Annotated in this window: 17 protein-coding genes; 9 read left to right on the forward strand and 8 right to left on the reverse strand. The window is 65.9% G+C overall.

Features of this window, described 5'->3' with window-relative positions:
- Positions 1 to 47 precede the first annotated feature (47 nt).
- Positions 48 to 1,067: a pyridoxamine 5'-phosphate oxidase family protein gene (locus tag AAF184_06525; GenBank protein MEO0421970.1), complete on the forward strand. Its 1,020-nt coding sequence runs from the start codon at positions 48 to 50 to the stop codon at positions 1,065 to 1,067.
- On the opposite strand, the gene AAF184_06530 is transcribed toward AAF184_06525, so the two are convergent.
- From AAF184_06530 to AAF184_06540, 3 genes are all read right to left on the reverse strand, one after another.
- A complete protein-coding gene (locus tag AAF184_06530) occupies positions 1,064 to 1,723 on the reverse strand; it encodes a M23 family metallopeptidase (GenBank protein MEO0421971.1) in 660 nt (219 codons plus the stop codon). The genes AAF184_06525 and AAF184_06530 overlap by 4 nt on opposite strands.
- A gap of 144 nt (positions 1,724 to 1,867) precedes the next feature.
- Entirely contained in the window at positions 1,868 to 2,233 is a 366-nt protein-coding gene (locus AAF184_06535; protein MEO0421972.1) for a hypothetical protein, read from the reverse strand.
- 96 nt (positions 2,234 to 2,329) lie between these two features.
- A complete protein-coding gene (locus AAF184_06540; protein MEO0421973.1) occupies positions 2,330 to 3,004 on the reverse strand; it encodes a hypothetical protein in 675 nt (224 codons plus the stop codon).
- A gap of 209 nt (positions 3,005 to 3,213) precedes the next feature.
- On the opposite strand from AAF184_06540, the gene AAF184_06545 reads away from it, so the two are divergent.
- The gene (locus tag AAF184_06545) at positions 3,214 to 4,428 is read left to right on the forward strand and encodes an NAD-dependent formate dehydrogenase (GenBank protein MEO0421974.1); all 1,215 of its coding nucleotides are present in this window, start codon (positions 3,214 to 3,216) and stop codon (positions 4,426 to 4,428) included.
- A 108-nt stretch (positions 4,429 to 4,536) separates the two neighbouring features.
- The gene (locus AAF184_06550) at positions 4,537 to 5,190 is read left to right on the forward strand and encodes a protein-S-isoprenylcysteine O-methyltransferase (protein ID MEO0421975.1); all 654 of its coding nucleotides are present in this window, start codon (positions 4,537 to 4,539) and stop codon (positions 5,188 to 5,190) included.
- Between the two features lie 191 nt (positions 5,191 to 5,381).
- On the opposite strand, the gene AAF184_06555 is transcribed toward AAF184_06550, so the two are convergent.
- Positions 5,382 to 6,863 (reverse strand): alpha/beta fold hydrolase, encoded by a 1,482-nt coding sequence (locus AAF184_06555; protein ID MEO0421976.1) that lies wholly within the window; start codon positions 6,861 to 6,863, stop codon positions 5,382 to 5,384.
- Between the two features lie 139 nt (positions 6,864 to 7,002).
- Positions 7,003 to 7,683 (reverse strand): plastocyanin/azurin family copper-binding protein, encoded by a 681-nt coding sequence (locus tag AAF184_06560; GenBank protein ID MEO0421977.1) that lies wholly within the window; start codon positions 7,681 to 7,683, stop codon positions 7,003 to 7,005.
- A gap of 223 nt (positions 7,684 to 7,906) precedes the next feature.
- Here AAF184_06560 and AAF184_06565 point away from each other — a divergent pair, with 223 nt between their 5' ends.
- From AAF184_06565 to AAF184_06590, 6 genes are all read left to right on the forward strand, one after another.
- Complete coding sequence (locus AAF184_06565; GenBank protein ID MEO0421978.1) at positions 7,907 to 10,348, forward strand: putative Ig domain-containing protein; 2,442 nt, start codon at positions 7,907 to 7,909, stop codon at positions 10,346 to 10,348.
- 266 nt (positions 10,349 to 10,614) lie between these two features.
- On the forward strand, positions 10,615 to 11,340 hold the full coding sequence (locus AAF184_06570; GenBank protein ID MEO0421979.1) for a VPLPA-CTERM sorting domain-containing protein: 726 nt from the start codon (positions 10,615 to 10,617) through the stop codon (positions 11,338 to 11,340).
- A gap of 86 nt (positions 11,341 to 11,426) precedes the next feature.
- Positions 11,427 to 12,389, forward strand: a complete 963-nt coding sequence (locus tag AAF184_06575; GenBank protein ID MEO0421980.1) for a PEP-CTERM sorting domain-containing protein — start codon at positions 11,427 to 11,429, stop codon at positions 12,387 to 12,389.
- A gap of 4 nt (positions 12,390 to 12,393) precedes the next feature.
- Positions 12,394 to 13,167 (forward strand): hypothetical protein, encoded by a 774-nt coding sequence (locus AAF184_06580; protein MEO0421981.1) that lies wholly within the window; start codon positions 12,394 to 12,396, stop codon positions 13,165 to 13,167.
- 24 nt (positions 13,168 to 13,191) lie between these two features.
- The gene (locus AAF184_06585; GenBank protein MEO0421982.1) at positions 13,192 to 15,858 is read left to right on the forward strand and encodes a TonB-dependent receptor plug domain-containing protein; all 2,667 of its coding nucleotides are present in this window, start codon (positions 13,192 to 13,194) and stop codon (positions 15,856 to 15,858) included.
- A gap of 69 nt (positions 15,859 to 15,927) precedes the next feature.
- The gene (locus tag AAF184_06590; GenBank protein MEO0421983.1) at positions 15,928 to 16,683 is read left to right on the forward strand and encodes a VPLPA-CTERM sorting domain-containing protein; all 756 of its coding nucleotides are present in this window, start codon (positions 15,928 to 15,930) and stop codon (positions 16,681 to 16,683) included.
- Between the two features lie 709 nt (positions 16,684 to 17,392).
- On the opposite strand, the gene AAF184_06595 is transcribed toward AAF184_06590, so the two are convergent.
- The 3 genes from AAF184_06595 to AAF184_06605 are packed head-to-tail and all read right to left on the reverse strand — an operon-like array spanning position 17,393 to position 19,592.
- The gene (locus tag AAF184_06595) at positions 17,393 to 17,695 is read right to left on the reverse strand and encodes an antibiotic biosynthesis monooxygenase (protein ID MEO0421984.1); all 303 of its coding nucleotides are present in this window, start codon (positions 17,693 to 17,695) and stop codon (positions 17,393 to 17,395) included.
- Between the two features lie 29 nt (positions 17,696 to 17,724).
- Positions 17,725 to 18,522: a heme ABC transporter ATP-binding protein gene (locus tag AAF184_06600; GenBank protein MEO0421985.1), complete on the reverse strand. Its 798-nt coding sequence runs from the start codon at positions 18,520 to 18,522 to the stop codon at positions 17,725 to 17,727.
- Positions 18,519 to 19,592 carry an iron ABC transporter permease gene (locus AAF184_06605; GenBank protein ID MEO0421986.1) on the reverse strand — a complete coding sequence of 358 codons (1,074 nt, stop codon included), beginning with the start codon at positions 19,590 to 19,592 and terminating at the stop codon, positions 18,519 to 18,521. The genes AAF184_06600 and AAF184_06605 overlap by 4 nt, the downstream gene beginning before the upstream one ends.
- Positions 19,593 to 19,605: the final 13 nt, after the last annotated feature.

Consider the following 19,605-nt stretch of genomic DNA (forward strand, 5'->3'; position numbering starts at 1 on the left):
CTCATTTGCGACATCGCCATGGGAGCCTCCGCTGACGGAGCCCGCGGATGAGCGAATCACAACTGACCGAACTCGAAGCCGTCCAGCGACTCATCGGCAGCCCGGCCGGCGCACGTGACCTGAAGGTGCTGGACCACCTCGACTCGCACGCCCGCCGCTGGCTGGGGTTCTCCACAGTGGCGTTCATGGCCTTCAGCCACCATGGCAGGCCAGCGATCACCGCCGCCGGCGGCGCGCCCGGTTTTCTCGCCGACGAGGGAGATCAGGCGCTGAGCGTCCCCTTGGATATGCTCGACTATCGGCAATTTGCTCAGGTCGGCAGTCCCTTCGGTGCACTTTGCCTCGTCCCTGGCATGGGCGAGACCCTGCGCGTAAACGGTCGCATCCACGCAATCGAGAACAATCGCCTCCTCCTCCAGGTAGACGAGTGCTTCCTGCATTGCGCGAAGGCACTGCTGCGCGCCGAGTACTGGCAGTTTCACAGCGAGGAGACCCCGCCGCTCGCCAAGCCCGCCCCCTTGGCCGTCGATCGGTGTCGACTACTCGCCCTGGCCACGAGCAGCGCCGACGGACAGATGGACATCAGCCCGAAGGGCGATCCAGCCGGCGCCTTACTGACCTTCGATGGTGAGGGGGATCTGTCCTACCCGGACCGACCGGGCAATCGCCGCATCGATAGTCTTCGCAACATCCTCGAGCAACCCGAAGTGGCGCTGCTCGCCTTGGCACCCGGCACCACTTCCCTAATAGGCGTCATTGGTCAGGCTCGCATCACCCACCACGAGGCTCTGCAGAGGGCCTTCGCCGTGCAGGGCAAGGTACCCAAGCTCATCACCAGGGTGCGGGTGACGAAGATGGAGCACCGGGAGAGCCCTGCGCTGGCGCGGGCGCGGCCGTGGGTGACACGAGAAGCCCCGCCGGAGCTCGATGCCGCTGAGATCTTCAGAGATCACGTCAGGCGCAGCCGGGAGCGTGGCCTAAGCGCCAGCCTGGGCCGCGCGATGGTGGGCGTGCCAGGGCTCATGCGACACGGCCTGGCGTCTGACTACAAAAAGAACATGTACTAGCCGGGCTCGCTCGAAAGCCGACCCTGCTCCGAACTGTCAGGAAGAGACACGTCGAACGCCACCCAGGCGCCAACATCTGGTGTCGCAGCGATCTTTCGCTCCCACGCCCCCTGTCGCGAGCGCTGCGCGAAGCTATCAATTACGAAAGGTAGCACGGCCGCCTCGAAGGGGTCGTCCATCTGATCAAAGAGGTTGAAGTGCAGGTGAGGGGCCGTGGTGTTGCCAGACAAGCCGACACGACCAACCGGTGCGCCGAGCGCCACCCGATCCCCGGGCACGACACACGGGCTTCCCTCGCGCAAGTGGGCGAGGAAGGCGATCACGCCATCGTGGCCCCGAATCATCACGTAGTTGCCCGCATTCGGCCGGATATCGATGAAGCCCTCGGTCCGCACGGGCTTGAAGCGAAAGGTCGCCTCGTACCAACGCTGGACAGTGGCCCAAGCGCTCGTCCCAGCGTGATCTGGCCAGTCGCCTGCACTGTGCAGCACTTCGCCGGCGAACGGCGCGAACACGGGCTGGTCCCAGCAGTGGTAGCGCGCGGCATCTATCGAGCGAAGCCCTGGCACCCCACGCACGGGATCGTGCATTCGGCCCCGGTGATCCGTGCGCACGAAGTCCATGGCGAACGGATGGTGGCCCGGCGGTCGCAACACGTGCCACTCCCCCGCGAGCGGCGCACTGATCTGCACCGGTGCCGAACTCGGCGAGCTACCCACGCTGGCGCTGGCTTCGCATCCTCGCCACGTCCGAGGATGCGCCCTCGACGCCCCCCAAGGCATCGAGCGGCGAGGCGCCCACTACGCGGCCGCGCGCTGCAGCTTGCGTGCCTCGATGAAGGAGCACACGCACAGCACGAGGAACACGATCAGGCTCACGCCCATGACCAACTGCACGACGGTCGCCAAGCGCAGCGGGTCACTCAGGTCCAGCCCTGGGAGGGCGCGTCCCAGCGACCCGAACGCACCGAGCAGCGCGATGGCCGCCGCCGAGTGCATGGCGTGCTTACGCCAGCCTTCGCGCAACGCCAACATGCCGGCCACGCCGAGCGGCAGGCCGAAGAACGCCGGGATCATCGCCGTGATACTGCTCTGACCTGCAGCGAACCAGGCGCCCACGCCAAGAACGACGAGGGCAACGGAAAAGGCCAGCGTGATCTGCGGCATGCGGACGTCTCCAACGGGTGAGTGATGGCGCTGATGATGACGATGAGCACGTGGCTCATCAAGGCACCTGCGCGACCGATGCCTCGCAGGCGCGGGTCAGTCACCGAAGCGACAGCGCAAGCGGTCCCGCAAGTCGAGGGCGCTACGTTCGGCAGGGCGGACACGCACGCGGCTGCCGCTGTCATCGAGGTCGGTGGCGAGATTGTTCACGCCCGCCTCCGCGTCGAAGTACGCCTCGCCAACGCGGCCGTCATCTACGCGGTTCTGCGTGGTGCGGAACGGGAACGCCACGTCTTCATGGCTGCTGAAGCCCAGCGGGAAGCCAAACTCGCCGGCGCCCGGCACGTCGGCGGACAAATCCCAGTCGTCGACGTGGATGTGAGGGGTGGAATCGTCCTTGGGCCGGGACCAGAAAGCCAACCCGATCTGGCTGCCGGGTTCGCTGCGAAGATCCGGATTGCCGACCCCCATCATGAACCCGTTGAACGCGCGGCGGCCATTGTCGTCCACGTCCCATGTCCCGTCCTGCAGCAGTTGCTTGGTCAGGGTATCGAAGGCGAAGTTCACGGTGGGATATAGCACCGGATCCTGATTGTCCTCGTAGGTGCGTAACAAGACGCCCTGGGGATCGTAGAACGACACATCCAGCGCAATCAGGTCCTGTTCGCGGACGATGCCGTTGGCGGGCGTCGTCGACGCGTCGTAGCTGAAGCGTCCGGTCACCGTGAAACCGGCGATCTGGCCGCGCCAGGCGAACTCGTAGGCCTCCACCGCGCAAGCTGGATTCTCCGCAAGCGCAGGCGATGCCGCAGCCGCCAGCGCGAGGGCGGCGAGCGGAAGGGAACGTGGGGTCAGGAGGGACATAGCGGACTACCTCGATTTGCTGGCAAGCTGGGCTATAGTGAATCGAAACACGAATCGTTCGCATTACGTTATAGTACGTCCGCCCAAGGGGTCAACAACTTGAAGGAGTCACACCGATGGCAGCAGAACCGATGAAAATCCTATGCGTTCTCTACGACGACCCGGTCAGCGGGTTCCCCAAGACCTACAGCCGACCGGACGTTCCCAAGCTCGGGGCCTACCCAGACGGCACCACCCTTCCCACGCCTCAGGGCATCGACTTCACGCCCGGTGAACTGCTCGGCAGTGTCTCCGGCGAGCTCGGCCTGCGCCCCTTCCTCGAGCGCCACGGTCACACCCTGGTGGTGACCTCGGACAAGGACGGTCCAGACTCCGCGTTTGAACGCGAGCTGGTCGACGCGGACATCGTCATCTCCCAGCCCTTCTGGCCTGCCTACCTCACCGCCGAGCGCATCGAGAAGGCCAAGCGCCTCAAGATGGCGGTCACCGCCGGCATCGGCTCGGACCACGTGGATCTGCAGGCCGCTGCCAAGCGCAACATCACCGTGGCCGAGGTCACCTACTGCAACAGCATCAGCGTGGCCGAACACGTAGTGATGCAGATCCTCGCCCTCGTGAGGAACTTCGTCCCGTCCTACCAGTGGGTGGTCGACGGGGGCTGGAACATCGCGGACTGCGTGTCCCGCGCCTACGACGTGGAAGGCATGCACGTGGGGTCGATCGGCGGCAGTGGTCGCATCGGCCGTGCGGTGCTGGAGCGAATGAAACCCTTCGGTGTGCACCTCCACTACCAGGATCGTCACCGCATGGCTCCGGAGAAGGAAGCCGCCCTCGGTGCGACTTATCACGAAAGCGTGAAGGAGATGGTCAAGGCCTGCGACGTCGTGAGCATCAACTGCCCGCTCCACCCGGAGACGGAGCACCTGTTCGACGACGAGATGTTCTCGATCATGAAGCCTGGGGCTTACCTCGTGAACACCGCCCGCGGAAAGATCTGCGATCGCGACGCCGTCAAGCGCGCCATCGACACCGGCAAGCTCGCCGGTTACGCGGGTGATGTGTGGTTCCCGCAGCCGCCGCCGAAGGATCATCCGTGGCGCGCCGTGGACCACCACGCCATGACCCCGCACACCTCGGGCACGACGCTTTCCGCCCAGGCGCGCTACGCTGCCGGCACCCGTGAGATCCTCGAATGCTTCTTCGACGGCAAGCCGATCCGCGATGACTACCTCATCGTGCAGGGTGGGCAGCTCGCGGGCACGGGGGCGCACTCCTACAGCCAGGGCAACGCCACCAGCGGTTCCGAAGAAGCAGCCGCCTTCTCGAAGTAGCCGATAGGATGCCGGCGCGGAGCACACTTCGCGCCGGCCTTCGCCTCGCCCTACAGATCCGCAACAGGGACCTCTTGCCCAGACCACTCGATCGTTCGGAGGAACTCCATGCCACTCGTCCTGAAACTGCTCGGCGGTATCGTCGCGTGCGCCGCTATCGGTGCGGTGCTCTTGCGTTGGCAAGTCAACGGCTGGGGGTCTCTCGTCTGGCTACTCTGCGCGGTGCTAGTCACCGTCGTTCGACAGCCCTACGCCAAGCGCACCGCGGACAACACGATCACCGAGACGCGCGCCGCCTCCACCGAGAAGGTGTTGCTGGGCCTGGTCATGATCGGAGGCACGTTCCTGCCCCTCCTCCACCTCGCCACCGGCGTGCTCAGCGGTGCCAACTACACGCTACCCGCTTGGGCGCCGCTCATCGGTGTTGCAGCGCTGGTGCCAGGGCTGTGGCTGTTCTGGCGCAGCCATGATGATCTCGGACGCAATTGGAGCGTCACCACGCAGATCCGAGAAGACCACAGCCTCACGAGCCAGGGCGTGTACGAGCGCGTACGCCATCCCATGTACACGGCCATCTGGATCCTCTGCGCGGCGCAGCCGCTGTTCGTGCACAACTGGGTCGCCGGCTTCAGTGGCCTCGCGGCCTTCGGACTCCTTTACTTCGTGCGCGTGCCCTATGAAGAGGCGATGATGCGAGAGCGTTTCGGCTCCGCCTACGAGGCGTACTGTGCGCGCACGGGACGTCTGTTTCCAAAGCTGTAGGGCCAGTAGCTGCTGCCCCGGGGCGTACGCACGCGACGGGCGCGAAGCGCGCGGGACGTCCTCATTTGCATTCTTTGGATGATCAAGCGGCCCGGGGGCGAGTTTGATGAGTATCCTCCCCCCAAAACTGCGCCAGCATTGCCAATCAGGGCAGTAGGTGGCGACAACTCCCGACCGGCTGCTCCGAGGAGCTACTGCCCCGTCATCATCGGAAACACCACCGCCAGAGCCCAGGCGAACGCCATCGCGCTCGACATCGCCGCCACCAGGGGGTGTCCGGTCGCACGATTGATCCACGCGTTCATCAAGCCGTGGACCAGGAAGTAGAAGGCGACCAGCACGGCGATGATGATAAGAAAGAACAGCTCGTTCAGGGAGAGTGCGACGGCGATGGCGAGCGACAGGAGGAAGCTCAATCGAGTCACCAGGCGCATCCCCTTGGGCACAGCGTAGTGTCCGCATAGCCACTCGTCTGCGAAGAAGTAGCTGGCCGTCGCGATCACCATGGCCGCCAATAGCGCCATGCGGGGCGCGGTGGGTATGAACGCCGTAAACCAGCTATCGAGCGCCCAGGCGAAGGCACCGGTGGTCCAGAGAATGGTGGCCCCAACGGCGACCACCGTGCGGCCCGGCAAGAGTTTACCGAGCGCCCGCTTCGGCGCCGGTGGCCAACGGTGCATGCACGCCCAGGTGATCAGCCCGTACACCGCGAAATGCAACACGAGATAGCCGCCCACCAGCACGCCTAAGAAATTTGCTGGCACCCAGAACAGCAGCAGCGGTGTAGCGATGGCGGGGATCCACACGCTGGGGGCGACAGCCCGCCACCGCCCTCGTGGCCGTGGACCCGCAGGGTCGGGGCCTACCACGCGCGGCAGGCACGCCGCGAGGGGCCAGGTGAGCAAGATCATGCCTAAGAACAAGCGCCCGATGGCGCCGCCCCGCGGGGCAACCGTCTTACCAACATCACCCGCGGACGCCGGGGCTCCCGCCCAACGCTCGCGGAACCAGTCGACCGCGGCCCGGTGGGCGTACGCGCTGTAGAGGACGCTGATGTGCTCCACCCCGGGCGCCACCTCGAGTCGTCGCGCGTCGCCCGCGCGCAGGCTGCCGTAGGTCACGCCCGCCTCGGGCGCCTGCGGATCGCTCATCAAGCCGAGCACCCGTTCGCCCTCCTGCACCAGAAAGGACTCCCACTCGCCGTCGATGATGAGCAGATTGCCGGGCGATGCCGCCGTCACAGCGGGTGAGAACATGGAGACGGCCACGGTAGCATCGACGGCGGAATCTTGCTGCGCGTAGCGCACTACTACGTCACTGGCCATGGAGTGACCGAGCAGGCCAAGGCGAACGTCGGCGTCATCGAGCCCGTCGGCGTCGGGCGGCAACGTTCGCGCGAATGCCGCGAGCGTGGCCATTTGCGACAGCAGCTGTTGGGTGGAGCCCTCGACCTTGGTCACATCGCCGCCGAGGGGCCTCGGGTGCTGCCCGTGACCGAGGAAGTCGAAGGTCACGGCCAGATAGCCTTGGCGCGCGAGGCTAAGGGCGAAGGGCTCCATGAGCTGCTGTGAACCGGCGAACCCGTGAGCGATCAGCACCCGGGGTGGCGTAGACTCGGCGCTCGCCAGAGGGTCCTCTCGGAACACCCGCGCGGGCGTGTCGCCGACGGTCATTCGGGTGATCGACAGGCCGGCCCTCCCCTGGGTCAACGACACCAGCGACGAGAGAATCAGCGCGAGTGCGATGAGCGCCGCAACCAGCCTCCACGCAAGACCGTGTCCCGTCATCTCTCGGGTCAGCGGCGGTCTTCCCCTACAGCAGGTTCCGCGCCTCCATGTCGCGCATCAGCTTCTTGAGCAACCCCTTCGCTGGCAGCGCCGATGGATCTGATGCGATCGCCGCCAGGTACTTCTCAACGATGGCCGCCGGGTCGTCGGGCTTGCCGACCACCACCATGCCGCCCATCCGGGTGCTCCAGTGGGGCGTGCACTTGTAGACGACCACGCCCTCCTTGTCGAAAGTCACCGCCACCTCGCTGCCCATATCGCTGAGCACCTTCTCCTGGCCCTCCGGCACCATCGCATCGAGGGTCTCGATGTTGTGCGCGGCCATGTTGGTCCACTGCACCGTGTCGCCCGGTTCGATGTACACGAACATCGGCTCGAACTTGACGCCCTGAGCCATCACCGTGTGCACCGTACCGCCGCCGCTCGCATCGCTCGCTGCCGGCGCTTGCGCGGCTGGCTCAGGGGCCTCGGCGACCTGGAGCGGAGCCTCCTGCTCCTCCTTCGGTGCGGGTGCCGCGGCGTCGCTCGACGCTTCCGCGTCCGCGTCTCCCCCAGCCGCGTTCAGCGTGTCCGCCTCCCCCTCGACGTCACCGGTCGGTGCCGAGGCCGGAGAGACCGCCGGTTGCGAACAACCGCCGGCGGTGAGTGCGAAGACAGCGAGGAGTGCGAGTAGGGAATGGCCACTACGAAATCTCGACGAACGCACGGAAGTCTCCTCGGGCGTTAGCGGGTTGGGTCAACGCCAGGTGAAGGGAGCTCAACTGGCGAATGCGAATAATTCCGATTTATACTGTAGGGATTCCAAGGAATCGCCGCAAGCGCGCCTCCTGCCAACGGTAAAGCGGGGCGAATCTGCACGTCCGTCCCTCGCGCCATGGCGTCCGCCGCGGTGACTCGAAGACCCTGTCCATCAAGGAGTGATGCTACCCATGGCGACCCCCCGTTTGTCCACGGCAACTCCCCTGCTCGCGGCGTTCGTCGACCTCACGATGACCGCATGTGGAGGCGGCGGAGGCGGTGCAGGCGCACCGCCCGCGCCACCGGCAGGCAACACGGGCCCCACCATCGCCGGCCAACCGCCGACCCAGACCGAGGAGGCCGTGTTCTTCAGCTTTACCCCCACCGCCACCGATGCCGACGGTGATGCGCTGACGTTTACCGTCGAGAACGCGCCGCCTTGGGCCCAGTTCGACACCAGCGACGGCACGCTTTCGGGCGCCCCATCGCTCGACGATCAGGGCACCTACGCCTCGATCACGATCAGCGTGAGCGACGGCGAAGACGACGCCACCCTGCCCGCCTTCACGGTGCAGGTGATCGATACGCTGGTCGTCACGCTCGCGGGCGTGGCCACCGATGATCCCCTCGCGGGCGCCACCGTCACCGCCACGGTCGGCAACGCGACGTTCACCGCCACCAGCGACGCCAGTGGCGCCTACTCACTCCCCATTCGTGCGCCGGCTGAAGGGCCCACCGCCCTGATCCCCATCACCCTGACGGCGCGCGGGGCCGGGGCGCAGTCTCAGGTGGAACTCATCGCGCAGCTCGCCAGCGTGGCGCAGCTGAAGCTGCTCGCCGACGCGAGTGAAGGCTCGGTCACGCTCTCCCAAGCGCCTCGGTTGGCCGTGTCTCACCTGAGCACCGCGCGCTTCCTGCTCGCCGAGGACGCCCTGGCGGATGGCGATGCGAGCGACTTTGACAACATCGAAGCGGCCGAGCAGAGCATCCCCACCCAACGATTGCTCGAGGTGGCCGGACTCATTCAACTCATCAACGACGAAGGCCTCCTACCCATCGCAGGAGACCAAACGTCCCTCTCGCTCCTGCGATCGACCGACGTCGCCACGGAGCGCAACGGGGCCCGCCTGTATCGTCTCCTGCAGGAGAATGCCCTCGCGGATGCCGACGGTGAGTTGATCGACGACCTGCGCACCCGAGTGGACGCGGCGATCACCAGTACGCTTGCCGACCCGCTCCTCGCGATCTCCGTCGCGGCAGATGAGTGGGTGGGCGAGAGCCTCTGGGTGAACGCGACGCGCGTGAGCAGCGTCGGCGCTCGCGGCGAGCACTACGAGCTGGCGCAGGACGGCACGGGCCGCTGGCACGAGGACCTGGACTCCCTGTTCGCCGTGCTTCCCGAAGGTGATCTCGCGCCCTTGCGCCAACGCCGACTGACCTGGCGTGTTGAAGCAAATGGGTCGCTGCGCACCGAGTATCCGGACGCGGATCTCGAAGTAGCGTTCTCCGAGGACATCGGCAACGTCGCCGAATTCGGCTTCCCGCAAGACGTCGTCGAGTTCCTCTCCGGCGACTTCGACCCGCCGCTGCCGACACGCATCACCTTCTTCGCGCGTATCAACGCTGAGACCGTGGAGGTCGTGTCGCGCACGGGCAATCGCCTCGCGGTGAGGCGTACGCAGGAGTTCAGCTACGAGATCGATGAGTTCCTCACGGAGATCGGCTTCCCGGGCCCCTTACCCCGCGCGCCCATCACGGTGGTCGAAACGCTCCAAGTGCTGCTGCCAGGCGCTGCGACCATCGAACCCTTTCCCGCCCTTGCTGGCGAGAGCTGGGTGCTGCCGCTGATCTATACCCCAGTCGTGCCCAGGCTCAATCAGGCCGACCCGGCCCTGGCGGTGGATCTGATCGCCCTGGAAGAGGATGGCACTACCGCCGTGGGGCTGTACGGCGCCCCTAGCCATAGTTGGCAGGTGAACGCGGCGGGCGCCCTGGAGCTGAGCCTGGACGAACGTACCTATCAATACCGCTTGGTGAAGCGCGGCCGCTACTTCGACCTCGTGGTGCTGAGCATCTTCGACGGCGCCGAGCTCAGCCGTCGCGTGGTGGTCAGGGCAGCCCGTGCCGAGTCGATCCGCACATGGCCACCGGAAGAGCTGGTGGCGACCCAGCCAGCCTATTGGCAGGACGGCCTGCAGCTGCTGAACGCCGACCAGTACGGTCTGGACGGCCTGCTTTTGGCCGATCAGGTGGACGGGTTCCTGCTTGGCTCGGCTGCCGCCGGTCGCTTTGGCCTCGTCGCCAGTGCTGTCCCCGAGTGCTTCGAGTTCGCCTTCCCCTGCTTCACCCTCGACGACGGCTGGCTTTACGGCGTGGCGGAGGGCCGCCTGGCTTTCGTCGATACCACCGCGTTCAGCATTCGAGAGAACGCCTGGGAACTGGTGCGCTACGACGCGCAAAACGATGTGGCCACGGTGATCGAGTACGCGGTGACCGACTTCGATGGCGAGGGACCGGTGGAGTTCAGCAGCTACCCCCGCCTGAACACGCTGGAGCGTGGTGATTTGTCCACCTTCGCTGAGGCCTACGATCGCACCATCGCCCTCGGCGGGCTGAACTTCGACGGCGGCTGACAGAGCCCGGTCTGGTAGGTCGGCAGGTACACGAATCTGTCTCTACATGCGATCGCGTCGCATTTAGATTTGTGTTTCTGACACGCTTACTGTCTACTACTCGCATCCGGGGCGGCTTTTCTTAATCAGCCGCACACCGGCGGCGTTGTGTGACGGTCCGCACACAACGCCGAGACCGCGCTCGCTGCCGCTTTACGGGAGCGCCCGTCAGCTATTGGAAAGCCCCGCGTGGGCTGCTGGGAACTACATAAGGGAGTTCAGAGATCATGAAGAATCTATCCGCCGCTATTGCCGCCACCCTGCTGGTGGTCTCCGTGCCCGCACTCGCGGACTTCCGCAACGGCCCCAACCCCTACGAAGACGGCTTCGGGTTCGACGAGCCTGATGAGGCGGGCGCTGCTACCTGGGGCGGCTGGAGCCGCGGCGATGCCGGCACGATCCACGTGGAGTTCGACAGCTTCGCGGAAACCGAATTCGGCAGCCGCACATCCAACCCCGACGTGGCGGAGTCCGGCGCAGATGCATCCATCTCCTGGAACCAGAACACCTTCGTGACCGGTTCCCAGAACCTGTACTCATTCAGTGTCGCACCGGATTTCGACCTCACCCTGACGCCGGACATGGCCCTCACCGATCCCGTCAGCGTGGCCCTGCAGATCGAGACCTGGGGCGTCCAGCTCGACCCCAACAGCGTGGTGCTGAACGGGATAGCCCCTGAGCTGAGCGCCGTGACCTACCAGGATCCCGCGTACGACAGCCCCTTCGGCATAGTGTTGCTGGAGCATCTGCTGTTCACCTGGACCTTCGATTCGCTGAGCGACATCGTCTTCGACTTCACCGCTATCGGCAGCAGCCTGTCCCTAACGCAGGTCGCCATCGACATCGGTCCTGGCTCCCCCGCCGTGGTGCCTGTGCCGGCGGCCGCCTGGCTCCTCGGCTCCGGCTTGCTTGGCCTCGGCGCAGTTCGCCGTCGCCGCCGCGCAGCCGCCTAAGCCACCCCTCGACGGGCGCGTCCGCAACGGGCGCGTCCGCCGTTCCGCTCTGCCTATCGCCCGCTCCCACCGAGTGAATGTTTGCTGTGGCCAATCGACGACATCCGCTCCTTCGCTACCTAGCCATCTCGTTCGCCTGCGCGAGCGCGGTGAGCGTGCAGCGCGCCGACGCGATCTCAATCGTCTTCGACTACGCCTACGATACGCGCGGCTTCTTCACCGACGAGGTGTCCGGCGAGCCGATCGAAGAACGCCGTGCCGTGCTCGACCAGGCCGCCAGCTTCTACGCCGGATTCCTGGATCAGCTCGCACTCATCGCGCCCCAGAGCGGCGACAGCTGGTCCGTCTCCTTCGGTCACCCCAGCCTCGACGGCGGCTCCATCACCATCACCGATGAGACCATCGCCGCGGATTCCCTCCGCGTCTTCGTGGGCGGCTCGCCGTCCGCACCAGGCGTGCTGGGCTTTGCGGATAATGGCTTCAACCTGATGGCGACGGGCTCTGATGACTTCGTCTCGAGCGTGGAGAATCGCGGCCAGGACCCGGTTGTCGACTTCGCGCCCTGGGGCGGTCGGATCTGGTTCAACGCCTCCGCCAACTGGTACTTCGGCGCGGATGAGGCGGGACTGCAGGAAGGGCAGAACGACTTCCTGACCACGGCCATCCACGAGCTCGCGCACATCCTCGGCTTCGGCTCCGCGCCCACCTGGAACGACAACGTGGACGCGGACGGATTCTTCGTGGGCCTCGCCTCTCTCGACGCCTTCGGCGCACCGGTGCCTCTCGACCAGTTCGAGGCGCATTGGGCTGAGGGTGTGATGAGCGATGTGCGCGGCGTGCCGCAGGAAACCCTGATGGATCCGAGCACACCGGCCGGCACGCGCCAGCTCCTGACCACCCTCGACTACGCGGGACTCGCGGACATCGGCTGGCAACCCGCCGCCGTACCGCTTCCCTCACCCCTGATTCTCTTGGCAAGCGCCCTAGGTGTCGCGCTCACGACGCGTCGCCGCCACCCCCTGCCGATACCCCATGCTTCTGGAGTCTGAGATCATGACGTACCGCCACCTGCTGATCGGCTCACTGCTCACCACCCTCGCCCTCTCCACCGCCCACGGCGCGAGCGTCGCCCCCACCGCGTGGGATCGCGGCCAGGAGAATAGCGCGTACTTGTCGTGGGACGCCTTCGACGGCTCGCTCAACACCACGCCCAGCGAGGGTGCTACGAACGTCAATTCTGCGGCACTAACGGAACAGCTAGGCCAGGCCTTCGTGACCTCGAGCGGCAACCTCTACAGCTTCTCCTCGCCTCAGTCCTACACCCTGACGGTCACGACGACGTCCGAAGGCCCCTCGCCGATCGCCCAGGACCTGCAGGTTCAGTTGCAGATCGGTACCTGGAGCTTCCAGGCCGACCACGACAGCGTCACCTTGAACGGCCGTGGTGCGGATATGATCACCGAGCTCTCCGCGGGCCAGCAGACGCACCCAGTCTTCGGCACCTTCACCCAGTACGAGTACCTCTACACCTGGACCACCTCGGCCAGCAGCCTGTACGTGTTCGACTGGGACCTGCCCTCGACCAGCACATCCCTCGACCTGGTCGTGCTCGATATGTTCGCCGCCGGTGAACTGGACGGCCTGCTCGCCCTGCCGTTCCTGCCGATTCTTCCGAGCCTGCCCGGCAGCGACGTCTTCGACGGCTCCCAGCGCTACCCGGGTGACTTCCCCGCCGCCGTGCCCGTGCCGGCCGCCGTGTGGCTGTTCGGTGCCGCGCTCCTCTCGCTCGCTGGCGTGCGGCGTCGGTCCGTCGCGCTCGCCGCTTAATGCCCTTGCGAAGGAGGCGTGCGCGTGACCGATCGGCTGTATCGCCTGGGGCTCGGCCTGTTGGCGCTCGTGTGTGCCAACTGGGTGGCTCCCGCATCGGCGCAGGCGTCGGCTGAGGCTTCCCAAGCCTCCGGCGATGGTGCCCAGGGCGGCGTCGTCGAGGAAGTGCTGGTCACCGGCCAGCAACTCGCGGGCCCCCGCGTCGACCTCAAGAGCACCACCACCACCTTCGATCTGGAGGCCATTCGCGTCCTCCAACCAGGCTCCATCTACGACATCCTCGAGACGGTGCCTGGCGTCGAGCTCTCGGGCGGCCCACGCGCCAACGGCATCTCCGTCAACATCCGCGGTTTCTCGGACAACGAAGACGTGCTCACCATCGTCGACGGCGCCGTCAAGAACTTTGAGAAGTACCGCTTCGGCGCCGTCTCCCTCGAACCCGAGATGCTGCGCGAACTCACCGTCTCCCGCGGCCCGGCCAGCGCCATCCAGGGCAGCGGCGCGATCGGGGGTGTCATCGAGATGGAAACCAAGGACGCGCGCGACTTCCTCGACGACGGTCAGCGCATCGGCGGCTTCGCTAAGCTCGGCTACGCAGACAACAACGATGAGCTGCTCACGATCGGCAGCATCTACGGCCGCCCCACGGACAGCCTCGATCTGCTGCTGAGCTACACCCGGCGCGACGCTAGCGACCTGGAACTCTCGACCGGCGACACCCTGCCCTTCTCGGCCTCGAGCCCGGAAGCGCTGCTCGCCAAGACTGAGTGGACCGGCCAGATCGCCTCCGTCGGCCTCTCCTACACGCGCACCTCCACCGAGGGGCGCGAGCTCTTCGACACGGCGGCCTTCAACAACGGCGTGAACGGTCAGGTGCTGCGCGAGACCGTGGACGACACGCTCGCCACCTACATCGACATCGACCCGGCCAGCGCCCTGATCAACACGACGATCTCCGTGGCCTACACGGACACGCGGGTGAACGAACAGGGTATCGATGCGAGCGACAGTCTCACCAACCGCATCTGGGACTACGAGTACGACATCTGGTCCACGCGCCTGCACAACACGGCGGACTTCGCCCTCCCCGGCACGGCCGGCCTCACCGTGCAGACGGGCATCCAGGCGATCCAGGAAGAGCGCACCACGGACATCACGGGCATCGACGGCGAACCCACCGATTCGGTGTTGAGCCAACCCTCAGGTCGCACCCTCAACTGGGGCGCCTACCTGCAGGGCGAACTCACCTACGGCGGCTTTACGGCGACGGCCGGCCATCGCTGGGACAACAACTCGACGGAAGTGCTCGAGCAAGAGGCGATCGAACTGCTCGCCGTGAGCGGCACAGCGCCGAAGATCGATCAGGACGCGGGCCTGTTCAACTACCGCCTGGAGTACGCCTTCGATCGCGTCCCCGTACGCCTGTTTCACAGCTACGTCGAAGCGGCTCGCTACCCGAAGATCGACGAGTACTTCACACAAGGTACCTTCAGTCTGTGCGTGAGGGACTCCAGCGACGCCGAACGCCTGGCCACCTCCCTAGCGGCTGACCAGCGCTCCACCCAGGAAACCATCGACGCGGCCACCGCCCTCTCCCTCGCGGAAGTCGAGTCCTTCGCCGCGGAGCAGATTGCCGAACGCGATTCACTCATCCAGGCGGCCGAAGCCCAGCTGGCGCTGTTCATCGAACAAGCCAATGCCCTGAACGAAGCCGATCCCGTCGGCTACCCCGAGGCGCAGCGCGATGCGGATATCGCCACGGCTCGGGGGCAGACCGACTCGTTCATCAACGCCGCTACGCTCACGGCGGAACAGAACATCACCTTCTTCACCGATCAGATCAACGCCGGCCTGGAGACCGACATCGCTTCCTCCCAGGCGCGCCTGGCCGGGATCTTCGCCGACGTCGGCCTCGAGGACCCGAACGTCGACCTCGACGCCCTCGACATCCCCACCCGCACGACCCTGCCCGAGCCCTTCCAAACGCTCCAGGTGTGCGGGGAGCTATTCCAGCCGGAGCTCGCCACGAACCGCGAGTGGGGCATCGCCTACGACAAATCCGGCCTCTTGCGCGCCGACGACACCCTGCGCCTGAAGTTCACCTATTTCCGCACGGAGGTCGACCAGGTGCTGGAGTCGCTGAACAGCAACCCCCTGGACCCAACCAGCCAACCCGGTGAGGAAGACACCTGGGGCTACGAAGTGGAGAGCACCTACGTCTTCGGTGGCTACCGCTTCGACCTGACCTACAACCACAGCGAAGGCGAGACCCGGCGCTTCCGCATCGTCAACAATCCCGAGGGCACCAACGCGCTGAACGACACGCAGTACGCCTTCATCACCGACGATCGTCTCGACCTGCCGGCTGATCAGCTCGCGCTCACGGCGCGCTGGATCAGCAAGTCGCTGCGCTGGGAACTCGGCTTCCGCGCGACCCTCCAGTTCAGCCGTGAGGCGCTGCAGCTGGTGGACGATCAGGCTGTGCGCACCACACAGCCGTCCGTGAGCGAGCTGGACATCTACGCCACTTGGCGTCCGCGCGAGCGTACGGATATTCGCTTCACGGCCAACAACGTCACTAACGCTGAATTTCTAGTGGTGGGGGGGATCACCGACGATCGTGATCTGGTGCTCGGCAACTTCAATGTCGGGCGTCTGATGCGGTTGTCGATAACTCAGTACTTCCAATAGGGCGGTGCTGAACCCTGTGCGCGGTCGCCTGCGGGGGCGGCGGCGTGCGATAACGACAAGGACTGCAGGATGCAAATCAATAGAGAACGAATGGGCGTACTAGCCGCCGTATGCCTGTCCTCGCTGGTGGGAACCGGCGCTCACGCCGCCACCTCCACCTTCGCGCCCGACGAAGACGTCATGACCTCAGCGTTCTTCTTCGGACCGAACTACGTCCGCGGCTACGTCGGCGACGTGCGACCCGCCTTCCGCGTGGGCACGGACAACGCCTTCGGCGCGGGACCTGAGACCATCTACCTCGATTTCAGCAGCGTGGACCTCGCGTCCTTCGACAGCTCAGCGGTGCGCGCCACCCTGACCCTACGCAGCGTGGATGGCGGCTTCGGCGCCAACGCCGGGCCCGGCAACCCCTTCACGGTCTCCGCCCACGGGGTCGACGCCGATCCCTTCGCACGGATCGAAGACGACACCAACCCGGGCGGGGACATCTTCTGGTTGGACTTCTTCAACGACAACATCCTGCCGGCCGACGCGGCGGCCCTGAGCGTGGTGGATTGCATCGACTGCGACATCACCTTCGACGTCACCGCGCTGATCTCCTCGTGGATCGATGCCGGCGACGCACTGCAGTTCATCGCCCTCACGGGGACCAACGACACGTCCGGCAACGACTTCCTTCACGGCTTCCGCAACAACTCGGACACCCTGTCGGATGAGGGCTTCACCTTCCTGACCGTGAGCGCCGTGCCCGTGCCGGCCGCGGTGTGGCTGATGCTATGCGCCCTGGGGATCATGGTGCCCGCCGGTCGCCGCCAGCGCAGCTAGGGTCGACGACGACTCGACACAGCGCTGATCGCTGTGCTACCTGAGCGGCTCGCAAGCCTCGCGCTTGCGGGCCGCTCAGGTTTGCAACGTGCATGTTGCCCCGCTTGCTCACCTGCCAGCACACCCTGCTCGGTACCCGGTGTGCGATGATGGCAACGACATCCGGAGGGGCCCGCGTCCAATGTCAGGGACGATCGTGGGTTGCGTCTCACGGAGAATCTCCACTCGCGCTGTAACCCAGAAGTTGAACGCCCCCCGAGACCGTTTGGTGAAGCTGGAGCTCCATCGACACAGACGCTGGACGTCTGGCCTGCGAGGGACCGCGCGCGCACCCGAAGGGGGTCGGGACTCAGAGCCGCTGCCACTCAGGTGGTCGGCAGGACGCGGACGTCGTTGACGTACTCATGCACCCGCTCGGCATGTCGGGCACAGAGAGAGGGCGTTCGCGCACCTTGTGTCGCGCGGGCGTGGCACCTTGTGGCATCAGCGCCTTTGCCACCGCCAGCATCCGCTCTCGTAGCAGATCCGGCGCCGCCGCATCCGTAACCACCGCCGAGCATCGGATGAGCTGGTGCCGCAAGAGACTGGAGTCGAGGACACTTAACGCAAGGCCTTCCACGTCTATGGGGGCACCGCCGTTGGCGTCCGCCATCAGGTCTGGCAGCACTGCTAGGTCAACGCCCGGCAGCATCGTGGTGGCGTCACGTCCTCAGAGCACCGCTTCGAAGGTCTCGAGATCAGGATGGGCGAGGTAAGTACCTTTCGGCGCAGACTGCTGAGCATGCGCCTTGCGGAAAGCCTCCGACTCCGTCCAGGCCAGGAACGCTTCCTTCGATTCCCATACGGAGTGCGAGGCGTAGAGCACATGGTCCTCGTGCTGCGGCCCCTTGAGCAGGGAGAAGGCCTTGAATCCCGGCACTTCGGAGAGGTAAGAGTCTCGCTCGCGCCACACCTGTTCGAAGCCCTCCTCGAAGCCCGGTGCGATCTTGAATCGGTTCATCGCGATAAACATCGTTGTTCAACCCCCAATGGCAGTAAAAATCAGGTAGTCACCAGGAGGCGTTCGTCGGCCTCCAAACGAGTGACATGAACGGGCACCTCGTAGACGCGGCTCAGCAGGGCAGGCTCCAGCACCTGCGCCGGCGTCCCCACACGCTGCAGGCGGCCCGCCGCCAACAGCGCGATGCGATCCGCAAAGCGGGCCGCAAGATTCAAATCGTGCACCACGGCGACCACGCCCAGACGATGCTCCCGGCAGAGGCGAGCGACGGTGCTCATCAGCAGGAGTTCGTGAGCCAGATCCAAGCTGGCGGTAGGTTCATCCAACAGCAGGTACCGCGCGTCTCGGGCATCGTCGCCAGCACCGATACTCGGCCAGACCTGCATGAGCGCCCTGGCGAACTGCACACGTTGCTGCTCACCGCCCGACAGGCTGTTGAACAGGCGGCCCAGCAGGACACTCAGATCGCACTGCTCGATCACCCACGCCTGGGCCTTTGCCTGCACCTCATCGCCCAACCAGCGATTCGGTGCCCACCCCATGCGCAGCACCTCCTCCACCGTGAAGTCGAAGAGTATTCCCGACGCCTGGGTCATGACCGCGCGTCGGCTCGCCTGGCGGTCGAGGGGCATGCCGGCGAGGGTCTCGCCGTCGAGACACACCGTGCCGGTCCCGGGCGTGAGCTCCCCCGCCAGCAGACGCAGAAAGGTGGACTTGCCCGCCCCGTTTGGCCCCAGAAGCGCCACCAACTCCCCCGGCGATACGGCCAGGGAGACGTCGCAGAGCAATGCCCGCTCCCGAACCGCGTAGCTCACGCCTTGGGCTTCGAGCAGGCTCATCGCATCCTCACGCGGGCGATCAACCAGAGAAAGAACGGGCCGCCGATCGCACTGGTCACCAACCCCACGGGAAGCTCCGCCGGCACCACGAGGGTGCGCGCGAGGAGGTCCGCCATCACCATCATCAACGCCCCTAGCAGCGCCGACGCGGGCAGGACGTACCGATGGGAGGGCCCGCCGAGCAAGCGCACCAGGTGCGGCACGACCAACCCCAGAAAGCTGATGATTCCCGAGACAGCAACGCCGGCGCCGACCACAGCGGCGCTGGCGAGGATAGCGATGCGCGTGAGGTGCCGGGTGTCCACGCCCAGATGACGAGCACCCTCCTCGCCGAGCTGCAGCAGATCGAAGCGATCACCGAGGCGCAGCAGTACCGCCGCGCCCAGCGAGATCACCAGGAGCGACGGGATGATCGTGGGCCAGGTCGCCCGACCGAAGCTCCCCATCATCCAGAACACGAGCGTGCGCAGCTGGGTGTCATCGCTCAAGTATTCGAAGGCACCGACGCCTACCACCGCCAGCGCGTTGATAGCGATACCCACCAGGATCATGGTGACGGTGTTGAAGTTGCCGAAATAGCGCGAGAACAGGTAGAGAAAGGCGGTGACCAGCACGCCGCCGGTGATCGCCGAGGCGGGAACGGCGTAGTGGGCGAACCACAGCGGCCAGGCGATGGCCTCCCCGAGCACGATCATCGCCACCGCGCCGAGGGCGGCACCGCTGGACACGCCGATCAGTTGGGGGTCCGCCAAGGGATTACGGAACAGCCCCTGAAGCACGGCGCCAGCGAGCCCCAAGGCGGCACCGACGAACGCGGCAAGCAAGACGCGGGGGCTGCGAATCTCGATGAACACTGTGCGCTCGAGCAACGCCTTCGCATCGCCCTCGGCGCCAAGCAGGGCACTCCAGGTGATCGGTACGGCACCGGTTTTCAACGCCACGACGACGCCGATCAGGAGTCCCGTGAGCAGCAGGCCCAGCACCCGACGCTGGCGCCCGCGGCGGCGACGCTCGTCATCCATCGGGAGCGTCGGTGTCGACTCACCCGCTAGGGCATCGGTAGCACTCACCACGATGGCGCGG

This window comes from Pseudomonadota bacterium (assembly GCA_039815145.1).
Lineage (GTDB): Bacteria > Pseudomonadota > Gammaproteobacteria > Steroidobacterales > JBCBZW01 > JBCBZW01.